General features: G+C 65.1%; 13 protein-coding genes. 7 read left to right on the top strand and 6 right to left on the bottom strand.

The window, feature by feature from the left end; all coding sequences use genetic code 11:
• Positions 1 to 110: 110 nt before the first annotated feature.
• On the bottom strand, positions 111 to 1,421 hold the full coding sequence (locus LCW13_RS01980) for a 2-hydroxycarboxylate transporter family protein (protein ID WP_043333707.1): 1,311 nt from the start codon (positions 1,419 to 1,421) through the stop codon (positions 111 to 113).
• A gap of 192 nt (positions 1,422 to 1,613) precedes the next feature.
• On the opposite strand from LCW13_RS01980, the gene LCW13_RS01985 reads away from it, so the two are divergent.
• Together LCW13_RS01985 and LCW13_RS01990 are read left to right on the top strand one after the other, a co-directional pair.
• Positions 1,614 to 3,431 carry an ATP-binding protein gene (locus LCW13_RS01985; RefSeq protein WP_225348091.1) on the top strand — a complete coding sequence of 606 codons (1,818 nt, stop codon included), beginning with the start codon at positions 1,614 to 1,616 and terminating at the stop codon, positions 3,429 to 3,431.
• 65 nt (positions 3,432 to 3,496) lie between these two features.
• Complete coding sequence (locus LCW13_RS01990; protein WP_043333708.1) at positions 3,497 to 4,234, top strand: response regulator; 738 nt, start codon at positions 3,497 to 3,499, stop codon at positions 4,232 to 4,234.
• Between the two features lie 14 nt (positions 4,235 to 4,248).
• Here LCW13_RS01990 and mnmC read toward each other — a convergent pair whose 3' ends face one another.
• The 3 genes from mnmC to LCW13_RS02005 form a co-directional block, all read right to left on the bottom strand.
• Positions 4,249 to 6,591 (bottom strand): bifunctional tRNA (5-methylaminomethyl-2-thiouridine)(34)-methyltransferase MnmD/FAD-dependent 5-carboxymethylaminomethyl-2-thiouridine(34) oxidoreductase MnmC, encoded by a 2,343-nt coding sequence (mnmC, locus tag LCW13_RS01995; protein WP_318527670.1) that lies wholly within the window; start codon positions 6,589 to 6,591, stop codon positions 4,249 to 4,251.
• 141 nt (positions 6,592 to 6,732) lie between these two features.
• Entirely contained in the window at positions 6,733 to 7,032 is a 300-nt protein-coding gene (locus tag LCW13_RS02000; protein ID WP_043333710.1) for a YciI family protein, read from the bottom strand.
• Complete coding sequence (locus LCW13_RS02005; RefSeq protein WP_043333711.1) at positions 7,032 to 7,613, bottom strand: septation protein A; 582 nt, start codon at positions 7,611 to 7,613, stop codon at positions 7,032 to 7,034. The genes LCW13_RS02000 and LCW13_RS02005 overlap by 1 nt, the downstream gene beginning before the upstream one ends.
• A 263-nt stretch (positions 7,614 to 7,876) precedes the next feature.
• Here LCW13_RS02005 and LCW13_RS02010 point away from each other — a divergent pair, with 263 nt between their 5' ends.
• Both LCW13_RS02010 and LCW13_RS02015 read left to right on the top strand, forming a co-directional pair.
• On the top strand, positions 7,877 to 8,842 hold the full coding sequence (locus tag LCW13_RS02010; protein ID WP_052384554.1) for a PHP domain-containing protein: 966 nt from the start codon (positions 7,877 to 7,879) through the stop codon (positions 8,840 to 8,842).
• A gap of 65 nt (positions 8,843 to 8,907) precedes the next feature.
• Positions 8,908 to 9,531, top strand: coding sequence for an L-threonylcarbamoyladenylate synthase (locus LCW13_RS02015; protein ID WP_043333712.1), 624 nt, complete (start codon positions 8,908 to 8,910; stop codon positions 9,529 to 9,531).
• 127 nt (positions 9,532 to 9,658) lie between these two features.
• Here the strand turns inward: LCW13_RS02015 and LCW13_RS02020 are convergent, their stop codons facing one another.
• Both LCW13_RS02020 and LCW13_RS02025 read right to left on the bottom strand, forming a co-directional pair.
• On the bottom strand, positions 9,659 to 10,696 hold the full coding sequence (locus LCW13_RS02020) for an ion transporter (protein ID WP_084589405.1): 1,038 nt from the start codon (positions 10,694 to 10,696) through the stop codon (positions 9,659 to 9,661).
• 149 nt (positions 10,697 to 10,845) lie between these two features.
• Positions 10,846 to 11,856 carry a CYTH domain-containing protein gene (locus LCW13_RS02025; protein ID WP_052384555.1) on the bottom strand — a complete coding sequence of 337 codons (1,011 nt, stop codon included), beginning with the start codon at positions 11,854 to 11,856 and terminating at the stop codon, positions 10,846 to 10,848.
• 475 nt (positions 11,857 to 12,331) lie between these two features.
• Between LCW13_RS02025 and LCW13_RS02030 the strand changes: the two genes are divergently transcribed.
• From LCW13_RS02030 to argA, 3 genes are all read left to right on the top strand, one after another.
• Positions 12,332 to 13,012, top strand: coding sequence for a TIGR00153 family protein (locus LCW13_RS02030; protein WP_043333713.1), 681 nt, complete (start codon positions 12,332 to 12,334; stop codon positions 13,010 to 13,012).
• A gap of 40 nt (positions 13,013 to 13,052) precedes the next feature.
• The gene (locus LCW13_RS02035; RefSeq protein WP_043333714.1) at positions 13,053 to 14,336 is read left to right on the top strand and encodes an inorganic phosphate transporter; all 1,284 of its coding nucleotides are present in this window, start codon (positions 13,053 to 13,055) and stop codon (positions 14,334 to 14,336) included.
• Positions 14,337 to 14,518: 182 nt separating this feature from the next.
• Positions 14,519 to 15,829 carry an amino-acid N-acetyltransferase gene (gene argA / locus LCW13_RS02040; RefSeq protein WP_043333715.1) on the top strand — a complete coding sequence of 437 codons (1,311 nt, stop codon included), beginning with the start codon at positions 14,519 to 14,521 and terminating at the stop codon, positions 15,827 to 15,829.
• The last annotated feature ends 701 nt before the right edge of the window (positions 15,830 to 16,530 follow it).

Below are 16,530 nucleotides of genomic sequence, written 5' to 3' on the forward strand. Positions count from 1 at the left end.
TGCCCCTGACCTCGAGGCTGGAAACGACAACGCCCCTGGCACAGGCCAGGGGCGTTGTCGTTCATGAAGCGCCAGTTGTTGCGGTTAGTGGCGTCTGGCGATGCGCCGGATCATGCGAACCACATCGGCACGACCAGGCTCGAGATCAGCAGAATCAAGGCCCCGCCCAGGCGCGAGGAAATCTGCGCGAAGGGCATCAGCTGCATGCGATTGGCCGCCGAGAGTACGGCGACGTCACCCGTGCCGCCCATGTTGGCCATGCACAGGCCAGCGGTGATGGCGGACTCGATGGGATAGAAGCCGACCAGCTTGCCCACCAGGCCCGCACCGAAGGCGGCGCCCGCGACGACACCGAACACGATCACCACGTAGGTGATGGTGATGGCATCGATCACCTGGCCCAGATCGGTATAGGCCACGCCGATGCCGAACAGCAGCGCGAAGGTCCAGTTGCCTGCCACGAACCGGAACCATTGAGCGGCGGCCTGATTGATGTTCTCCGGTACCAGGTTGGCGCACTTGAGCACGGCGACCGCGATGATCATCAGCGCGTAGGGGTGCAGCGGAATGACCTTGCCGAGAATCTGGCTGGCGACGAAGAAGCTCAGCGCAATCACCATGCCGATGCCCAGCTGGGACAGGTCAGGCGTGCTCTTCTCTTCGCGGACATTGACGCCCGGCATCATCTGGCCGCCACCGGTCAGTGACGGGAAGCGCTTGCCAAGCCCGTTGAGCAGCCCGGCAATGATGATGGCGAAGACATTGCCCAGGGCCAGTGCCGGCACCAGGATCGAGATATAGTAGCTGGCCGGTTGCCCCAGCAGCTGCTCGTAGATCTGGCTCATCGGCACGGCGCCGGCGCCCATGCCGCCGCCCATGATGGGCAGGGCGATGACCATGACGGCATCCTTGGGCGAGAAGCCCATGACCCAGCCGACCAGCATCGCGAAGAGCGCCGCGAACAGCACCGAGCACAGCAGCGGCAGCGCGAAGCGGGCCCCGACCTTGACCAGTACGCGGGAGTCCATGCCGAGAATGCTGCCGGTGATCAGCGCCGCGATGTAGAAGTTCAGAAAGCCACCGGCCTTCATGAACTCACTGACATTCGCCGTGACTTCCTGCGGCAGCCAGCCGCTGTAGACCAGCGCTGCGGCACCGAAGATGGCGAGAATGGCGCCGCCACCCAGATAGCTGTTGATGATCGGCAGGCGGTCGCCCAGAAAGCCCAGCAGCTCCCCGAGAATCATCATGACCAGCAGCGCGCCGATCATGCCCGCAGGCAGGGTGTCGGTGGCGATGGCGGCGACAAGAACCAGGAAGGACAGGGCGAAGATCGGCAGCGACATGCCGAAGATGCGCGTCTTCTGCCAGGGGGACTCTGCGGCAGGCGTGGCCGTGGCGGTCTGCGAGGAATGTGTCATGCATGCTCCTTGTCCTGCACTCTGTCGTTGCAGGACCTGTTGTCATGCCCGGACGCGTTGGCGTGGCATCGCGGGATCGTTTGGGACGGGGAAGGGACATCATGTTCGCGCACTGGATGCGCGTCACAGGGAGCTTACGGTGTGGCTCCCGAGGGCCAAGTTTTGCGAATTAAAGAAAGCCTTTTGAAACTTATGAAAGCGCCGGCTGCCGCTCGCCCATGCGCCGGGCCGAATGGCCATGCCACCAAGGGGGCACATGGCTTGTCCGGCGTGTTGCGGCATTCTCAACCCGGACTGAGCGCGCTGACCTCATTGCTCGCCGCCGGCATGGTGATCGTCAGCCTGCTGGTCGCGGCCTGGCTCTTCAGTGCCCAGCTGGAGCGGACCCAGCGCGAGATTCAGGGCCAGCGCATTGCCGCTCTTGCCCAGCGTATCGCGCGTCTGCCCGAGGTGCGTTCCGCCCTGAGCGAGGCCAGCTCGCCGCAGGCTGCGCCTCCTGTCGCGGACAGCCGCCTGGCGGCACGCATCGAGCGACTGCGTCGGGAGAATGCCGTCGACTTCATCGTGGTGATGCGCCCGGATGGCTTGCGGCTCAGTCACCCGGACCCCGCACGCATCGGGCAGCTCTTCCAGGGTGGCGACGAACAGCGTGCGCTTGCCGGCGCCTCCTACCTCTCCGAATCCCGCGGCACGCTCGGCGAAAGCCTGCGCAGCTTCGTTCCGGTCATGGCGAATGCGTCCAGGGGCGGTGAGCGCGCCGTCGTCGGTGCGGTGGCCATCGGTATCACGCTGGATTCCCTGGGGCGGCGTCTGGCCGATGAGAAGCGCCAGCTGCTGCTCGGACTAGGTTTGTTGATGCTGTTCGGCACGCTGGGCGCACTGGGACTTGCGCACTATCTGCGCAGACAGCTCAAGGGACTGGAGCCGGCGGCCATCGCGCGGCTGGTGGAGGAGCATCAGGCGGTGCTGGCCAGCCTGGAAGAGGGCATCATCGTGGTCGACCCCGAGGGGCGGATTACGCTGGTGAATGCCGCGGCGCGCGAGTTGCTGGGGGCCTTGCCGACGCTGGGAGAGCGCCTTGATGACTGGTTGCCCGACACCGGCATGCGTGAGTGCCTCGTCGCGCACCAGCCGGTGAGCGAGCAGGAAGAGACCCGACTGCGCCAGGTGACCCACGGCGGGCGGCGATTGCTGGTGCGTTGCCAGCGGGTGCATGATGGCGAGCTTCTGATGGGCGGCGTGCTGGTACTGCGCGAGCACGACCGCATGCAGCGCCTCGCCGAGGAGCTGACCGGCGTCCGCCGCCAGGCGGAGTCACTGCGTGCCGCGCGCCATGAGTTCCGCAACCGGCTGCATGTGCTGTCGGGCCTGACACAGATGCAGGACCTCGCCGGTCTGCGCGATTATCTGGCGTTGCTGGTGGAGCGGGAGTTGCCGGCGGATGCCGCGGCCGCCGAGCGCATCGTGGACCCTCTGCTGGCAGGCCTCTTGATCGGCAAGCACAGCGAGGCTCGCGAGCGTGGCATCACGCTGACGGTCGAGTTGGAGATCGAATGCCATCATGGCCGCTGCGCTGAGTGGGGAATGTCACAGGACGATGGCGCTCAGGCCGAGTTTCCGGTGCTGGAGCGTAGCTTGAGTCATGATCTGGTCAGCGTGATCGGCAATCTGCTCGACAATGCCTTCGAAGCGCTGGAGGAGGTGGGCGCTGACGCTCACGCCCCGTCTGTGACCCTGGGGTTGATGCTGGAATCACTGGACCCGTCGGCAGAGGCGCAGTTGTCGATCAGCGTGGCGGACAACGGCCCCGGCATGCCGACGGAGCTGAGGCAGACGGCACGCATGGCGGGGGTGAGCAGTCATGGAGAAGGCCGCGGGCTGGGCCTGTCGCTGGTGCAGGAGATCGTGACCGCGCGCGAGGGAGAATGGCACCTCTATGCGCCCTCGGGCGGCGGTACCCTGGTCGAGCTGACCCTGCCTTGCCGACTGCTGACTGGCGCGGCGCCCTGATAGGGGGCCGCGCATCACAGGATGGCGTTGCGGCCGGAATTTGCACAACGAAGGAGCCAGAGCGCATGCGTGTGCTGATAGTCGAAGACGACCCCATGGTCATGCGTCTCAATGTCGAATACCTCAGTCGCATCGACGGCATGCGCCTGGTGGCCCAGTGCGAGGATGTCGCGACGGCACTCGACGTGCTGGCGCAGGAAGCGGTGGACCTGGTGCTGCTGGATGTCTACCTGCGCAGCCGCAGCGGGCTGGAAGTGTTGCGATGGCTGAGGCGCCACGCCGCCCCCGATATCCAGGTGATCCTGATCACCGCCGCCAGTGAGGCGGACACGGTGCGCAGCGCACATGCGCTCGGGGTGTGCGATTACCTGGTAAAACCCTTCAGCTTCGCCCGTTTTCAGCAGGCGTTGGCACTGGCGCGTCGCGGCCGCCAGCAGCTGGAGAGCCTAGAGGGTGAAGTCAGCCAGCAACAACTGGACCAGCTTTTCGGCGTGCAAGGGCTGGTCAGCGGCGCTGCGGGCGCGGTACCCGAGGGGCGCCTGCCCAAGGGCGTGACGGCGGCATCTCTAGCCCTGGTGGCCAGTGCCATCATGGCGCTGCCGCGTGAGGAAGGCAGCTTCACCAGTGAGGCGTTGCTGCCTGCCACCGGCATGTCGCGAGTGACCATCCGCAAGTACCTGCGCCATCTCGCGGCCTGCGGCATGCTCAGCGAGGCCTTCCACTACGGTCAGATCGGCCGGCCATCCTTCACCTATCAGGTCATCGACCGTCAGGCCCTGTCCAGACAGTGCCGTCAGGCCTGAGTGATGCCGACCTCTCAGCGCCGCTGGACGATATCGCGGATCAGGCGGCGTCCCGGGTGCAGGTGCTCGGCCAGTTCGCGTTCCAGCGGCAGCGGTTCGCCGCACAGTCGCGAGGCGATCAGCTCAGCGCACAGCGGGGCGGTGGTGAAGCCGCGTGAGCCGTGTGCGGTGGAGAGCCACAGGCCGGGCAGGTGGGCGCCGCTCGACTGTGGCACGCGCTTTTTCGCATCGAAGGCCATGGCGGCGTAGTCCTCACGCCATTGCGCGGCGTCCGGTGCCGGGCCGGCCAGCGGGCTCTTGTCCGGGCTGGCGGCGCGCCAGGCGACACGTCCCTGCCAGTCATCGTCTTCCAGCCTGACGCCACGCGCCTGCTCCCAGGCGGCGACGAAGGCGGGCAAGGCACTGCGCAGTTCAGCGACATTGGCGGCGTGATCCGCCTCGCGGACCGCCTCATCCTCATCGCGTGGGGCGAAGGTCGCGCCGAAGCTGAGGGTCACGCTGCCATCGGCGTGGCGCTGATAGGGCGAGACATAGCCACCGGCGCACACCACGCTGTCGAGCGCTGGCAGGAGCGCGGCGTGTTCCGCCGCTACCGTGATCTCGCTGACCTGGCCGCGAATCGGCTGCAGCGGCAGATGCGCGAGCGGCTCGGGCAGGTGAGTCTGCTCCCCCTGCGCGACAATCAGCTGATCGACTTCCATGCTGGTGCCGTCGCTGGTCTGCAGCTGCCAGCGTGGCGCGCCGTTGCCAGTGGCCCCGCTTTCCTCGGCTTCCAGCGACTGAATGGCCTCGATGCGCGCCTGCAGAAAGCGGATGCCCGGGGTGGCGGCGAGGTGCTGGCAGAGCGCGCTGGGGCGCACCCAGCCGGCGACCGGATAGAAGAGGCCGTCGAAGGCGATCTCGCTGCCGGCGATCCGGCTGGCCTCGCTGGCGCTGACCGGCTTGAGCAGCGCCTCGGGCAGCGGGTGATTGTCGAGGAAGCGCTGCTGGCGCTTGCGCTCACGTTCACTGGTGGCCAGCTGCAGCACGCCGCTGGCGGACCACAGGGTCTGCTCGGGGTCGAGGCTTGCCAGCCAGCGCCGGCTGTACTGCAGCGCGGCCAGCTGGAAGCGACTGGCGGGATTGGTCTCGGCGGCCAGCTTGACGTAGAGCGCGCCCTGGCGATTGCCGGAGGCGCGCGCGCCGGGGGCTTCGGCATCGATCAGCGTGACCTGCACGCCGCGCCGCGCCAGCGCCTCGGCGCAGCTGGTGCCGGCGATACCGGCGCCGAGTACCGCGACATGCGACTCGCGAGAAATGGGCGCGGGCTGCGGAGCCTGAGTCCAGGGCTGCTCACGACGCAGCGGATGAAGGGCGCCACGCACCGCGTGCTCCTGCATGGGGGCATGGCCGGATGCGGGTGAGGCATCAAGCCCCATCAGCTCGGCGCGCGCGGCGGCGGTCGGCTCGTCCAGCTCGCCGCAGATCATCTCGCGCTTCATACCGTGGCCGGGCACCTTGCGCCACACGAAGCCTGCCGCGCGCAGGCCACGCCGCACGAAGCCCGCGGCGGTGAAGGTGGCGAAGGTCGCCGTGGGGCGCGAGACACCTGCCATGGCCGCGAACAGCTCGGGTGACCACATCTGCGGATTCTTCGACGGCGAGAAGCCATCGAGGAACCAGGCATCCACGCCACCTTCCAGGCGCGACAGGCGCTCCACCGCATCGCCGAAGTGCAGGTCCAGGGTGATGCGCTCATCCAGCCACAGGCGGTGCACGCCGAGGACGGCAGCGGGCCATTGAGCGACCAGCGGCTTCGCCAGTGAGGCGAGGTCCGGCCAGGCGGACAGCGCCCGCTCGAGATCCGCGGCGCGCATCGGGTGCTTTTCCACCGAGATGACATGCAGGCGCGCCTCGGCGGGCGCCGTTGCCAGAAAGCGCTGGGCGGCGCACAGGATGTTGAGGCCGGTGCCGAAGCCGGTCTCGCCGATCACGAAGGGGCGCGCTCCCCGCCAGTCACGGAAGCGCTCGCTCAGCCGGTTGCTGTCGAGGAAGACGTGCACGGTCTCGGCGCGGCCATCGTGGATCGAGAAGTACACATCGCCGTAATCGGTGGCCTGTGGTGCGGTGTCGTCCCACTCGAGCTGCGCCTCCTCCAATGCCGCCAGTGGCGCCAGTGGTACGTCCGGCACCACGCCGGACGCCGTGACAGGCTCGATCGCGCTCGGTGGCGTCGTGGCAGGTTTGCGGGCCGCGGTGCCCGGCGCTTGCTGCGGCGAAGTCTTTCGGGCTGACGAGGCGGTCTGATTCGAATTTGACTGATCAGGAGCTGACTGGCCGGGGGCGGGCTGGCGGGGGGAGGAAGGGTGATCGTTCACGGGCATTCCTGGCAGGAGGTCGAGCGGGAGAGCAGCACAGCGAGACAGCGGCAGAGCAAGGCCTGCAACGCAGACGACGGACAGCCAGGCTGTCCGTCGTCTGTGAGAAACCGCCGGTCAGATGACCGGTCGGACGCCGGGCTAGGGCAGGGTCTGCTTGAAGGGCTTCACTTCGGCGCTTTCATAGACACCGGCGATGACGAAGGGATCGGCATCGGCCCACTTCTGGGCGTCTTCGAGGGAATCGAACTCGGCGATGATGACGCTGCCGCTGAAGCCGGCTTCGCCCGGTGCTTCGCTGTCGATGGCCGGGTTGGGGCCGGCGATGACCAGACGACCGGCGGCGTGCAGCGCTTCCAGACGTGCCAGATGCGGCGGACGCGCCGCCATGCGCGCTTCGAGGCTACCTTCAACGTCCTGACAGACAATGGAGTAGAGCATCACGAATCATCCTTTTGAGAATTGGTCGAGGAAGCGTTCTCTTCCTGAGGGGCCTGCACCATGTGACGGGACAGGTAGACGCCCTGAACGATGACGAACAGCAGTGTCAGACCGAGCATGCCGAACAGCTTGAAATCGACCCAGATGTCTTCCGAGTAGTGGCTGAAGACGTAGATGTTGAGGCCGCCCATGGCGAGGAAGAATACCACCCAGGCCAGATTGAGGCGGTGCCAGATGGGACGCGGCAGCTGAATCGCCTTTTCCATCATGCGCTCCACCAGCGGCTTGCCACCGAACAGCGGCGACAGCAGGAAGGCGACGGCGAACAGCCAGTTGACCACGGTGGGCTTCCACTGGATGAAGGAGCTGTTGCCGAACAGCACGGTCGCGCCACCCAGCACGACGACCAGCGCCAGGGTGACCAGCTGCATCTTCTCGACGCGCTTGTGGCGCCAGTAGATGTACAGCACCTGCGCGAGGGTCGCGGGAATCAACACGGCGGTAGCCATGATCATGTCGCCAGTCATCTTGTAGACGGCGAAGAAGATCACGATCGGCAGAAAGTCGAGCAACATCTTCATGGGTAATGCGCACTCCTGAACACGACGACGCAGCCGTCGGGAAGGCAAGGGCCTGTGCGAGTGGTATCCTGTCTGACACCAGCGGCGCACCCCTGCCTGCATGTGCTCATTCTGCCGCCATTGCTGCCTGCTGACAAAGCCCCTGTGTGTCCGGGCGCGCATCGCAGCCAATACTGCCCGACGTCTGGCCCGCTGGATCGCCTGCATCTCAGGCATCGCGTGGCACAGACGTTCATCCCGAGAGGTTCCCCGTGTCCGACGTTATGTCCGACTCTTCGCCGATTTCCGCATCCCGCAAGCCGATCGAGTTTCGCCCGCTGCCGGAGCGCTTCGATTCCGATATCGAGGTGCCGGACATCGACCTGCACATGCATTCCACCGCCTCCGACGGCGGCATGGCACCGACAGAGCTGGTGGCGCTGGCCGCGCGGCGCGGTCTGTCACGCATGTCACTGACCGATCACGACAGCATGGAAGGCATCTTCGAGGCCCAGCAGGCCGCCCGCGCCGAGGGAATCTCGTTGCTGCCCGGCTGTGAGCTGTCGGTCCGCTGGCGCAACCAGACCATCCACATCGTGGCGTTGATGCCCGAGGGCGCCGGCGATGCGCTGAGTGCCGGTCTCAAGCAGCAGCACGAGGCGCGTGAACGCCGCAGCCACGAGATCGCCGCGCGCATGGAAAAGCTCGGGCTCGAGAATGCCTTCGAGCGCGCCCGGGAACAGGCCACGCTGAGTGGCTCAGGCGACCGCCCGCTGTCACGCCCGGATTTCGCCCGCGCGCTGGTCGAGGCCGGGATTGCACGCAACCTGCAGGACGCCTTCAAGCGGCATCTGGGCGCGGGCCAGAAAGGCGACGTCAAGGCGCACTGGCCGGAGATGGAAGAGGCGGTGGGCTGGGTGCGTGCCGATGGCGGCATCGCCGTGATGGCGCACCCGATGCGCTACAAGCTGACGCGCACCAAGCGTGGCGAGCTGCTGCGTGACTTCATTGCCGCCGGCGGTGAAGGCGCGGAACTGGTCAGCGGCTTCCAGAATATCGATCGCGCGCGTGACCTGGCGCGTCAGCTCGATGAGCTGGGCCTCTACGCCTCCGTCGGCAGTGACTTCCACTTCCCCGGCGGCCCGCTGGCGCCCGGCAGCATGAGTCCGCCGCCCCGCACCAAGGTGCCGCCCGTGTGGTGTCACCCGCGCATCGCGCCCTTTTTTGCGGCCGACGCTGCCTCCATGTGATATCAAGAGATCACCGTGACGCCAGTCCGCCTGCCGGGCTGGTGCCCAGACGCAAGGAGCACCGCATGGGACAGTTCTTCCAGATTCATCCCGAAAATCCCCAGAAACGCCTCATCGATCAGGCCGTCACCATCATCCAGCAGGGTGGCGTGATCGCCTATCCGACCGACTCCGGCTACGCGCTTGGTTGTCATCTGGGCGAGAAGAAGGCCATCGAGCGCATCAAGCGCCTGCGTCAGCTGGACGACAAGCACAACTTTACCCTGGTGTGTTCTGACCTCTCGGAAATCGGCACCTACGCCAAGGTCGACAACGCCATCTTCCGCCTGCTCAAGAGTCACACGCCGGGCGCCTACACCTTCATCCTGCAGGCGACTTCCGAGGTGCCGCGCCTGCTGCTGCACCCCAAGCGTCGCTCCATCGGCGTGCGCGTACCGGACCACGCCATCACCCACGCCCTGCTGGAAACCCATCGCGAACCGCTGATGAGCGTGACGCTGATTCCGCCGGGTGAGGAGCTGCCGATGACGGACGCCGAAGAGATTCGCGAACGCTTCGGACACGCGCTGGATCTGGTCATCGACGGCGGCGCCTGCAGCTTCGAGACCACCAGTGTGGTGGACCTGCGCGAGCTGCCGCCGGTGATCGTGCGCGAAGGGCGCGGCGATATCTCGAGCTTCGTCGAGTGATCGCGACAGCGTAGCGCTTCACGGCGCTGACATCGCCTTGCCATACGAAGACGCCCCCGGACCTTGAGGTCGCGGGGGCGTTGTCATTTCCGAGGAGTTGTCGTGTGCTGAGTGATTCTCGGCTTCGTCAACTGCGGTCGCGGTCAGGGGAGTCGTCGCCTGGGGAGGCGGTCTCATCCCCCGATGGCGTCTCTGCATCAGCTTCAGATTCGGACTCCGGCTCTGTCTCAGGCTCCGGTTCCGGCTCGCGCGGGTCGCGGGTGTCCTCGTCCAGCCAGGTGCCGCAGAACTTGCAGTACTTGGCGTTGCGATCATGGCCTTCACGACCACAGCCCGGGCAGGCTTCGTCGCTGGTCTGCTGCATGCGCAGGCCGTTGAGGACCTCGGCCGAGAACACCCCGGTGGGCACGGCGAGAATCGAGTAGCCGAGAATCATCATCAGCGCCGAGATGAACTGCCCCAGCGGCGTGATGGGCGCGATGTCGCCATAACCCACCGTCGTCAGCGTCACCACGCCCCAGTAGAGCGCCTTGGGGATGGAGGTGAAGCCGGCCTCGGGCGGCTCGATCAGATAGATCAGAGCGCCGAACACCGTGACGATGCTGAGCACGGTGATGAAGAACAGCAGGATCTTGCGCCGGCTGCGCGTCATGGCCTCGACCAGCATGCGGCCCTCGCCGACGAAGGCCATCAGGCGCAACACGCGGAACAGACGCAGCACGCGCAGTACGCGCACCACCAGCAGGGCCTGGGCGCCCGGTATCAGAAGCGACAGCCAGGTCGGCGCGATCGACAGCAGGTCGAGCACGCCGTAGAAGCCCTTGGCCCAGGTGCCGGGATGCTTCAGGCAGTAGAGGCGGACGGCATATTCCAGCGTGAAGATGATCGTGAAGCCCCACTCCATGATGCGGAACAGCTCGCCGTATTGCGCATTGAGCGAGGGCACGCTGTCGAGCATCACCACGGCGACACTGGCGAAGATCATCAGGATCAGGCCGATATCGAAGGCCTTGGCCGCCTTGGTATCGGATTCGAAGATCCAGTGGAACAGCCGCGCGCGCAGGCGGCCCGTCGCGGGCTCGTAGTCACTGGGGTGCGAGGATGTCGCTGGGGGGCTTTGCGGCGTGCTGCCATATTCATTGGCAGGGCCCTGGCGTTCAGGCATGCAGGCTTCCTTGACGGGCGTGACGACGCCGGATGAATGTCAGGGCGTATCGGGGATGTCTCAGTATGACCTTCAGTGACTGCCCGGCCGTTGTCCATCAGCCAGTGGTCTAGCGCCTGGTGGTTGGGCAGTCAGTGTCGTTTTGAGGTTCAGCCGCGCAGCGTCGCGAGCAGTGACAGGCTGTGCTGGCCGAAGTCGCGAGTCGCCCAGTCCTGTGAGGCGTCGCCGTCGCTGCTTTCCAGCGCCTCGACCAGCGCCACCGCGTGGATATGGCCGGGATGCTGGCTGGCGGCCAGCCGTGATGCAAGGGCCGACAGGGCGGCCAGCGCATGCGCGTGCCACTTGAGGTCGTCTTTCGCCTGACGGTCGGCGTGGGCATCGAGCGCATCGATGGCGGCGGACAGCAGCGCGCCGGGGTCAGCGGTATCCAGCGTCTTCTCATGCCATTCGTCATCCCGCAGCGCCGCACCGCGCTTGGCCTTGCTGGCATCTGCCGGGCGCAATGCCAGGCGGCTGGCCAGTGAATCCGCCAGCTGCCAGAGCACGCCTTCTCTCACCTCGGGGGCGAGTTCTTCGCCGCCGGTCAGCTCGAGCTCGATCTCCTGGATGGCCACTTCGCGACCACTGGCCTTCACCGCGCCCAGGTCCAGCGCCATCTCGACGCCGACGGTGACCTGCTCGTCGCTCACATTCTCGTCGCTGCGTGTCGCCTTGACGTCGATCTGCCAGGCATGACGCTCGAAATCGGTGCTGAAGCTGGGCGCGAGTGCACTCAGCAGCTGCTCGCGGGCGCCGTCTTCCAGCGCCTGCAAGGGCGGCAGGTCACGCAGGCCGTCGAGGTCGAGGCCGGTCTGGCCCTCGGGCAGCTCCCACTCCCATTCGCCGCGTGAATGCAGTCCGCCATGGCTCTCGCCGCTGGTCTTGAGCGTCTGGCGCAGGGCGCCCGTGCTGTCGGCATCCTCACCGCTCTGGCGCAGACGCAGCGCCATGCGCGCGCGCTCCAGCGCATGCTCGGGGGTGTCGAAGTAGGTGTTGGCCAGCCAGAGCCGCCTGGGGGCGACCGTTGCCAGTTCTGCAATGCTCGCCAGTGTCTCCAGAATGGCATCGCGATCAATGACGGGTTGAGACAGTGCCAGTTTGAGTTCGATTTCCTGCGCCATGATGGGCACTCCCTGTACAGATGAAAGAAGACAGATACTGACGGTTGAGGATGACAGCGGCGCCAGGACCGCAGAGCCTCCGGCAAGCGTGGTGCATGGTGGTGAAGGCTCGTGTGTCTCATGCTCGCGCCTGGCCCGCGGCAAGGCAAGCTCGGGGAGGGCGGAAGGGCATGCGGGATATCGGCCTGTCGGCAGAATCACACTTATATGACAGCATGATGACATTGAAGTGACAGCAATTGCCTGTCGTCACGTCCTTGGTTATATTACGAACAGTGGATAAAGCCAGCGACCACGGGTCCTGCCGCTACATGACAATCTCTCTTCTGGAATCCTTCGTGTTCCCCCGAACTGCCGCTGTTGTTGCGTAAATGACAACAGCAAGGCGGTATCATGACGTTACGATGAAAGTTATGTGATCGTCACAAAGGCTTTGCTACACTCCGCGCGTCAATCCTTAACGCCGACGGCCACTATGGTAACGACCAACCCTTTCTCTTCGATGTTCGGGCGCTCGCCTTTCAAGGCGCTGCACACCCACATCATCAAGACCGACGAGTGCGCCCAGCACTTGCTGACCTTCTTCGACGCCTGCGAGCAGGGTGATTGGGAGCAGGCAGCCAGCATTCGCAAGACCATCAGCGGGCTGGAGCGTGAAGCGGACGAGTTGAAGACGCAGCTGCGTCTCAACCTGCCCAACTCGCTGTTCCTGCCGGTCTCGCGCTCCGACCTTCTCGAGCTGATCCATGTCCAGGATTCCATCGCGAATGTCACCAAGGACATCGCCGGGATCATGCTGGGTCGTCATATGCAGATACCCACCGCACTGGTGCCCGCCATGCGTGAGTATCTCAAGACTGCGGTCGAATCGGTCTGCCAGGCGCGTCGTGCGTTGGGTGAACTGGAAGACCTCGTCGAGTCCGGTTTCGGGCGCAACATGAGCGAGCTGGTCGACAAGCTGATCAACGAGCTGCATGAGCTCGAGAAGCAGTCCGACGAACAGCAGATCGCCATCCGCCAGACCCTGTTCTCGCTGGAAGCCAGTCTCCCGCCCGTCGATGTGATCTTCCTCTACAAGATCATCGATTGGGTCGGCGATGTGGCTGACCAAGCGGAAAAGGTCGGTACCCGACTGCAGATCCTGATGGCGCGCTGAGCGCCATCAGGACGTCCTGCCATCTGTCCAAGAGTCTTCTATGTCCATCATTGCTCAATACGGCGATGTGCTCGTCATTCTTGCCTGTCTGTTCGGTTTCTTCATGGCATGGGGTGTGGGTGCGAATGACGTCGCCAATGCCATGGGAACCTCGGTAGGTTCCAAGGCGATCACCATCAAGCAGGCGATCATCATCGCCGTGATCTTCGAATTCCTCGGTGCCTGGCTTGCCGGTGGTGAGGTGACTGACACCATCCGCAAGGGCATCATCGACCCGTCACTGCTGATCGAGAATCCACAGTTCCTGGTCTACGGCATGCTGGCCTCGCTGCTGGCCGCCGGTATCTGGCTGCTGATCGCTTCCATGAAGGGCTGGCCGGTCTCGACCACCCACTCCATCGTCGGCGCCATCGTCGGCTTCTCCGCTGCGGGTCTGGGTGTGGATGCCGTCGAATGGACCAAGGTCGGTCAGATCGCGGCCTCCTGGCTGGTCTCGCCGTTGCTGGCGGGCTCCATCGCCTTCGTGCTGTTCAAGTCCGTGCAGACGCTGATCTTCGACAACGAAGACCCGTTCGCGGCCGCCAAGCGCTACGTGCCGATGTACATGTTCCTGGTCGGCTTCATCATCTCGATGGTGACCATGGTCAAGGGTCTCAAGCATGTCGGCCTGCACCTGAGCTTCGAATCCAGCCTGCTGCTGGCCGTCGTCATCGGCGCCATCGTGATGGGTATCGGCGTGCTGATGGAGCGCAAGGTCGCGCGTTCACGCCTCAAGGAGAAGAATCGCGCCACCGGTGACGACTTCGACTTCAGCGGCGTCGAGAAGGTATTCGGCCTGCTGATGATGTTCACCGCCTGTGCGATGGCCTTCGCCCACGGCTCCAACGACGTGGCCAATGCGGTCGGTCCGCTGGCGGCCATCATCAGCGTCGTCGACTCTGCCGGTCAGATCGGCGCCAAGGCGAGCATGCCGTGGTGGGTCCTCGTGCTGGGTGGCGGCGGTATCGTCGTCGGCCTGGTCACCTATGGTCGTCGCGTCATTGCCACTGTCGGCACCGGCATTACCGAGCTGACGCCGTCACGCGGCTTCGCGGCCACGCTGGCCGCCGCCTCGACCGTCGTGCTGGCCTCCGGCACCGGCCTGCCGATCTCCACCACCCACACCCTCGTCGGTGCGGTGCTGGGGGTGGGCCTGGCACGCGGCATGGCAGCGCTCAACCTGCGTGTCATCGGCACCATCGTGATGTCCTGGCTGATCACTCTGCCGGCCGGCGCGATCCTGTCGATCCTGTTCTTCTTCATGTTCAAGGGCATGTTCGGCTAAGCCGACGCATGATCCAGAGCTGAATTGGTAAAACAAGAAAGGCGACCTTCGGGTCGCCTTTCTCGTGTCTGACACATGGATGTCAGGGGGCACCGCTCGCCGTGCAGGCTGCGGCGCTGATATGATGATTCATGGGCATGCCTGACATGCCATTTTCCCTCTCTCCTGCCCGGAGCTGGCTCTTGAACACGCGTTTCCCCTTCGCGGACTGGTTTCGCAACTCCTCTCCCTATATCAATGCCCATCGCGGCCGCACCTTCGTCATTCTGATCGAGGGCGATGCCCTGTCCTCGTCACGACGAACGCAGTTGATACAGGATCTGGCGTTGCTGCATACCCTCGGCGTGAAGCTTGTGGTGGTGTTCGGGGTGCGCCCGCAGGTGGCCGAGGCGTTGCAGGCTGCCGGTATCGAGGCGGACCGCCATCAGGGCCGTTGGGTGGTGACGCGCGAGATTCTCGGCCATCTGGAGCAGCAGGTCGCCACGCTGCGTCTGCGCCTTGAGGCGAGTCTATCCCAGGGGCTGCCCAATACGCCGCTGCATGGCGTCGAGCTCTCCGCCGTCTCCGGCAATCTGGTGATGGCCAAGCCGCTGGGTGTGCGTCATGGCGTCGACTTTCTGCATGGTGGCGAGGTGCGCCGCGTGCGCAGTGAGGCGATCCAGGGGCTGCTCTCGCAGCAGGCCATCGTCGTGCTGCCGCCGCTGGGCTATTCCAGCACCGGCGAGGTGTTCGATCTGGACGCCGCTGAGGTCGCCGAACATGCCGCCGTGGCGCTGGCCGCTGACAAGCTGATCCTGCTTGGCGAAGGGGAGGGCCTGTTCGGCGAAGACGGCGAGCTGCTGCGTCAGCTCAATCCGGAGGAAGCCGCGCTGATGGCGCCGCCCCGCGATGACGACAGTGAGCTGTCGCGCCACCTGGCCGCTGCCTGTGGCGCCGCACGGCGCGGCGTCGGGCGCACTCACCTGTTGAGCTGGCGCGACCGTGACGCCCTGCTGGGCGAGCTGTTCACCCGTGACGGCATCGGCACCATGATCACGCGTCAGGGCTATGAGCAGCTGCGCAAGGCGCGCCTCGAGGATGTCGGTGGCCTGCTGGCGCTGCTGGGGCCGCTGGAGCAGCGTGGCATCCTGGTGGCCCGCTCGCGGGAGCGTCTCGAACACGAGATCGACGACTATGTGGTGCTGGAGCGCGATGGCATGGTCATCGGGTGTGCGGCACTGCACCTCAGCCGTGACGCCGCCATGGGCGAGCTGGCCTGCGTGGCCGTGCATGATGACTATCGCCGCGGACAGCGCGGCGAGCAGCTGCTGGCCGAGATCGAGCTGCGCGCGCGTCGCGCCGGCGTCGAGCGTCTGTATGCGCTGACGACCCATACCGTCCACTGGTTCATCGAGCACGGTTTCGTGTCGGCCGGCCTGCAAGACCTGCCGCCCATGCGTCGCGAGGCCTACAACTCGGCGCGTAACTCCAAGGTATTGCTCAAGTCGCTCTAGTCACACCTCACTTGCCTGCCAGTGTGAATCGCCCGGAGAACACCCGCTGATGACCCCCTCGATGAGGGCTGATCAGTGGGTGTTCTTGCATAGGTGTCGCAGTTTTCCCTCACCCCTTGCGGGATTGTCTTGCAAAGGAGACGTTTCAAGACGTTGATTCAGAAGGGAAAAATAGCATGACCCGTATATGTGTTGGCAAATCGCGACGAATCGGCCAGTAAAACACGACTCTGTGTGCCGCCCTGGGCAACATTGGCATGCCTGTCGCCGTGATCGTCATTTCAAGTCATTGTTTTGTAATGTGTTTTCGCGTTTATGGCACGCCTTTGGCAATAGGTACCGTGAGCAAGAGATATGAGGCGCATCACCGGCCCCTTTCTCTGGCCTTCCAGCGATGACGGTACTCACTACCCTGTGCGCTCCGTGATCGCTGACAGGCCAAGCGTCTGCTCCACGCGATGTGTGACTTCAGGTTGCGATGAGACAGGTACGGCCCCTGGTGGGCATGGACAGTATCTTGAGGGCAAGGACGCCCGGGCAAGGATGCCCGAAACCGATGCGGTAGCCGGAGAGATTGGCTGCCGTCATCCCCGAATTGACGATCGAGGCGGGCAAGTCGGCAAGCCATCCGACTCGATCATCCACATTGCGATGTGTTGCCCCCTGCTTCACATCCGATAGGGAGCGCGGACGCTGTCCGG

Origin of the sequence: Cobetia amphilecti (assembly GCF_020217465.1) — a bacterium.
Classification (GTDB): Bacteria; Pseudomonadota; Gammaproteobacteria; order Pseudomonadales; family Halomonadaceae; genus Cobetia; species Cobetia amphilecti.

What these genes read in the sequence shown, in the direction of transcription:
- LCW13_RS01980 (WP_043333707.1), bottom strand. Translation starts at nt 1,421, where the DNA reads ATGACACATTCCTCGCAGACCGCCACGGCCACGCCTGCCGCAGAGTCC.
- LCW13_RS01985 (WP_225348091.1), top strand. Translation starts at nt 1,614, where the DNA reads ATGAAAGCGCCGGCTGCCGCTCGCCCATGCGCCGGGCCGAATGGCCAT.
- LCW13_RS01990 (WP_043333708.1), top strand. Translation starts at nt 3,497, where the DNA reads ATGCGTGTGCTGATAGTCGAAGACGACCCCATGGTCATGCGTCTCAAT.
- LCW13_RS02000 (WP_043333710.1), bottom strand. Translation starts at nt 7,032, where the DNA reads ATGCTCTACTCCATTGTCTGTCAGGACGTTGAAGGTAGCCTCGAAGCG.
- LCW13_RS02005 (WP_043333711.1), bottom strand. Translation starts at nt 7,613, where the DNA reads ATGAAGATGTTGCTCGACTTTCTGCCGATCGTGATCTTCTTCGCCGTC.
- LCW13_RS02010 (WP_052384554.1), top strand. Translation starts at nt 7,877, where the DNA reads ATGTCCGACTCTTCGCCGATTTCCGCATCCCGCAAGCCGATCGAGTTT.
- LCW13_RS02015 (WP_043333712.1), top strand. Translation starts at nt 8,908, where the DNA reads ATGGGACAGTTCTTCCAGATTCATCCCGAAAATCCCCAGAAACGCCTC.
- LCW13_RS02020 (WP_084589405.1), bottom strand. Translation starts at nt 10,696, where the DNA reads ATGCCTGAACGCCAGGGCCCTGCCAATGAATATGGCAGCACGCCGCAA.
- LCW13_RS02025 (WP_052384555.1), bottom strand. Translation starts at nt 11,856, where the DNA reads ATGGCGCAGGAAATCGAACTCAAACTGGCACTGTCTCAACCCGTCATT.
- LCW13_RS02030 (WP_043333713.1), top strand. Translation starts at nt 12,332, where the DNA reads ATGGTAACGACCAACCCTTTCTCTTCGATGTTCGGGCGCTCGCCTTTC.
- LCW13_RS02035 (WP_043333714.1), top strand. Translation starts at nt 13,053, where the DNA reads ATGTCCATCATTGCTCAATACGGCGATGTGCTCGTCATTCTTGCCTGT.